Annotated in this window: 3 protein-coding genes; 1 reads left to right on the top strand and 2 read right to left on the bottom strand. The window is 39.6% G+C overall.

All coding sequences use genetic code 11. The features are described 5' to 3' along the window. Positions 1-76: 76 nt before the first annotated feature. The gene (locus HMPREF0023_RS08230) at positions 77-1,453 is read right to left on the bottom strand and encodes a Do family serine endopeptidase (protein ID WP_008941800.1); all 1,377 of its coding nucleotides are present in this window, start codon (positions 1,451-1,453) and stop codon (positions 77-79) included. A gap of 374 nt (positions 1,454-1,827) precedes the next feature. Here HMPREF0023_RS08230 and nadB point away from each other — a divergent pair, with 374 nt between their 5' ends. Continuing rightward, the gene (gene nadB, locus HMPREF0023_RS08225; RefSeq protein ID WP_171057895.1) at positions 1,828-3,465 is read left to right on the top strand and encodes an L-aspartate oxidase; all 1,638 of its coding nucleotides are present in this window, start codon (positions 1,828-1,830) and stop codon (positions 3,463-3,465) included. Between the two features lie 119 nt (positions 3,466-3,584). Here the strand turns inward: nadB and HMPREF0023_RS08220 are convergent. Continuing rightward, positions 3,585-4,210: hypothetical protein (locus HMPREF0023_RS08220; RefSeq protein ID WP_323740330.1), on the bottom strand; the 626-nt coding region annotated here is incomplete at its 5' end.

The following is a 4,210-nucleotide window of genomic DNA, read 5'->3' as shown; positions in this document are numbered from 1 at the left end:
ACAGTATTAGAAACAAATCTAGATTACAAAATAAAAACCACTCTAAATAGAGTGGTTCTTATGACTTTATACAATGTTACTGTAGACGTAGGCCTAAGATCGCACGTTGTCCTTGACGGATAATCGCCACACGAGCCACGCTGCCTTTTGGCAATCCTGCAATTACTCTAGCAAAACCTGCACTATCATTAATTGCAGTGCCATTAACTTGTAAAATAACATCACCAGCAACGATATTAGATAGAGATGCTAAGCCACCACGCTGTACTTCTTGTACGAGAATACCTCCACGAACATCTAAACGAGATTGCTCAGTTGGCGTGAGGTTTCGGATGCTCATCCCTAATCCACTGGTCGGACTATTTTTATCACCTGTTGCAGGGGTGTCATCAGGTGCTGTACCTAATGTTGCAGAAACAGTACGAACTCTTTCATCACGCAAAATTTCTAATCGAATGGTTTGGTTCGGAGAAATACGATTCAAGGTATAAAGTAAATCACTGGTACGTGAAATTGGTGCACCATTAATTTTCAAAATCACATCCCCAGATTTCAATCCCGCTTTTTCAGCAGGTGACTTTGGTGCAACTTGAGTAATTAATGAACCCTCAGGTTTTGGTAGTTTATAAGCCTCGGCTAGGTTGCGATCTATATCTTGCAGCATAATACCAAGATAAGAACGAGTCACTTTACCATTGGCTTTCAGTTGCTGAACAACATCCATCGCAACATCGATTGGGATAGAGAACGACAATCCCATATACCCCCCCGTACCACTAAAGATACGAGAGTTTACACCAACAACCTCACCTCTTTGATTGAATAATGGACCGCCAGAATTACCTGGGTTCAAAGCAGCATCTGTTTGAATAAAGGGAACAGATGTTTCACCACTCATATTCCGTGACTTCGCACTTACAATCCCTGCCGATGCCGAATAATCGAATCCAAATGGAGATCCAATCGCGAGAACAGGCTCGCCTACTCGCAATTGATTAACGTCCCCTACTCTTAACTCAGGGAAATTCGCCCCTTCAACTTTTAGTACGGCGACATCTGTACGCTCATCGCTCCCAACCAAAGTTGCATCAAATTCACGACGATCATTCAACGTAATACTGATACGTGACGCATTGGCAATCACGTGATGGTTGGTCACGAGGTAGCCATCTTTACTGATAAAAAAAGCACTACCAAATGCAGTCTTCTCTTGAGGTCCTTGTCGCTGTGGAATGATGACTTGATTGCCAAAAAAGCGCCTTAAAATCTCTGGTACTTGTTGCTGCAACAACTCTTCCTGAGTCATTTTTTTCACAACATTGACACTCACAACAGCAGGACTCACCTGCTCAACGAGGTTTGAAAAATCTACTGGCGTAGCAGCGTTGACTTGAGCAGCTGCTATCGTAAATACCGCAGCATACATTCCTTGTTGTAAATAGCGACTTTTCATGAAGCAAGAACCTACATACTGATGATTAAAATAAAAGTTATGGTCTATGTTTGTAGCATAACCCCAGCATTCTTTTCGTAAAAAAATGTTTATATTTTCAATGTATACAACGAAATAGAACGATGAAATGTGAATGAATTATGAAGACATTTCTAAGCATTCACTTTTCATTTTAAGGTTTTATACTGGACAGCTTAAGTCTAGATTAAAACAATGTACTGAAACATAATCGTTTTCTTACTAAGTCACATTAAACAAAAAATAATCAGCAAATAAATCGCATTCGCTAAAAATTCACCCAATTTCAGGCAGATTGGCCCTTGCCTTTTTGATAAAAAAGCGGTGTCATTAGCGAACGTTTAAAACTGAAGCAGATCGACATGCCTGATTTAAAAACAATTCACCATTTTGATGTGATTATTGTGGGCAGTGGTGGTGCAGGTTTAAGTCTTGCACTCTCTTTACCAAGTCATTACAACATTGCGATTTTAGCAAAAGCGGCATTGACAGAAGCCAGTACCTTTTATGCACAAGGTGGTGTCGCTGCGGTCTTAGACGAAACAGACTCCATTCAACAACATATTAATGACACTATGATTGCAGGCGGGCATCTATGTGAATTAGATGCTGTCAAACATACGGTTGAAGGTGGCAAACCTTCTGTTGATTTCCTTCTTGGACAAGGTGTGCAATTCACTTTAGACGATGATGAACAACTTCATCTCACTCGTGAAGGTGGTCACTCTCAACGTCGTATCATTCACTCTGCCGATGCCACAGGTAAAGCCATTTCAACAACTTTAGTTGAGCGCGCACAAGAACGCGAAAACATTACGATTTTTGAAGACTATATTGCGATTGATCTCATTACATTGCACAAACTTGGCCATCAAGATCAAAACAATCGCTCGATTGGCTTATACGCTTTAAATGAAAATACTGAACAAGTTCATACCTTTTTAGCGCCATTTACCGCCCTCGCCTGTGGCGGTGCAATGAAGGCATATCTCTACACTTCAAATCCTGATATTGCGACGGGCGATGGGATAGCAATGGCTTATCGAGCAGGTTGTCGTGTAGCCAATATGGAATTTAACCAATTCCATCCGACTTGTTTATATCATCCGAAAGCGCGCTCTTTCCTAATTACCGAAGCGATGCGTGGTGAAGGTGCATATCTGCGTTTACCAGATGGCGAACGCTTCATGTTGCGTTTTGATGAACGTGCTGAACTTGCACCACGTGATATTGTGGCGCGTACCATTGACCATGAAATTAAACGCTTGGGTATTCGTCATGTTTGGTTGGACATTACGCATAAATCACCTGAATTTATTACAGAGCACTTTCCGACTTTGTATGCACGTTTGCTTGAGCTTGGGATTGATATTACCAAAGACATGATTCCTGTGGTTCCTGCGGCTCACTATACTTGTGGCGGTGTCGTCGTCGATGAACATAGCCAAACTGATTTAGATGGCTTATATGCGATTGGTGAAACTTCTTATACAGGTTTACACGGCGCAAATCGTATGGCGAGTAACTCACTGCTTGAATGTTTTGTATATGGTATGAGCGCAGCAGAAGATATTCAAAGTAAACACAACACAAGCTTTGAGTTTCCAGAGGTGCCGTCTTGGGATGAATCTCAAGTCACCGATGCAGATGAAGATGTGGTCATCCTGCAAAACTGGGATGAACTACGTTCAACGATGTGGAACTATGTCGGCATCGTTCGTACGACGAAACGTTTACAACGTGCTTTACACCGTATTGAAATGTTGAAGCGTGAAATCAATGAATACTATCAAGATTACCGCGTCAGTAAGAACCTGATCGAATTGCGTAATTTGGTTTTGGTTTCTGAAATGATTGTGCGTTGTGCAATGGAACGTAAGGAATCGCGTGGTTTGCACTACACGCTGGATTATCCAGAACTCTCAGATGAGATTCGCAAGACAGTGTTGACTCCCCCCAATTTTAAGGTGGAACAACCATTGGTGAATGAGTGATAAAATAATCCGATATAAATATTTTTGTTAGCCCCAAATAAAGCTTAGCTCAAATTTGAGCTGCCACATATAAAATATATTGAGAAACCAAACTCTTAAGGTGGTTTCTCAATATTCATCTAAATAGATTTTTTCTGCTCGATAGCTAACTCATATGCACTCTGAAGTTGAAATTTCATTTGTTCGTCTTTTGTTGAATTAATAAACTTTTCCAATTTATGTTTATAGTTTTCGTGCCCTGCTTTATACATTGATAGAAGATACCCCCACTCACTATAAGAATATTCTGGATCACTTTTTGGAATCGTTTTCAACTCTTTTTCAAAAGCTAATGCTAGATCAGTATGACATTTTTGAAATTTTTTCTTCGAAAGTTTAAGAACGTGTATTAATTCGCACTGAGTTAACAAATTTGAAATTTGGGGATTCTCTTTTAAGATTTTAGTATTCAAGTTATATGCTTCTTGATACATCCCTGTAGAGAGATAGATATTCATTTCTATTTTTTCTCTCTCATGTTTATTCTGAATTTTACTTATTTCAGATAAACTTTTTTTCATTGTAGCATCAACAAGATTTCGGTCACTAAGATCTAAATTATTAATACGATCCTTATATTTTTGAATAATCACCTGATCTTCAGGAGAAATTTTAGATTCCTTGACTTCAATAGCATTCACATCATGAACACTAGAGGAACAAGCTGTACTCACTAAAGAGCAGCATATGAGAACAGGAATTAGAT

The organism is Acinetobacter sp. ATCC 27244 (assembly GCF_000156555.1).
Classification (GTDB): domain Bacteria; phylum Pseudomonadota; class Gammaproteobacteria; order Pseudomonadales; family Moraxellaceae; genus Acinetobacter; species Acinetobacter haemolyticus.
This window is presented reverse-complemented; position numbering and strand designations above follow the sequence as displayed.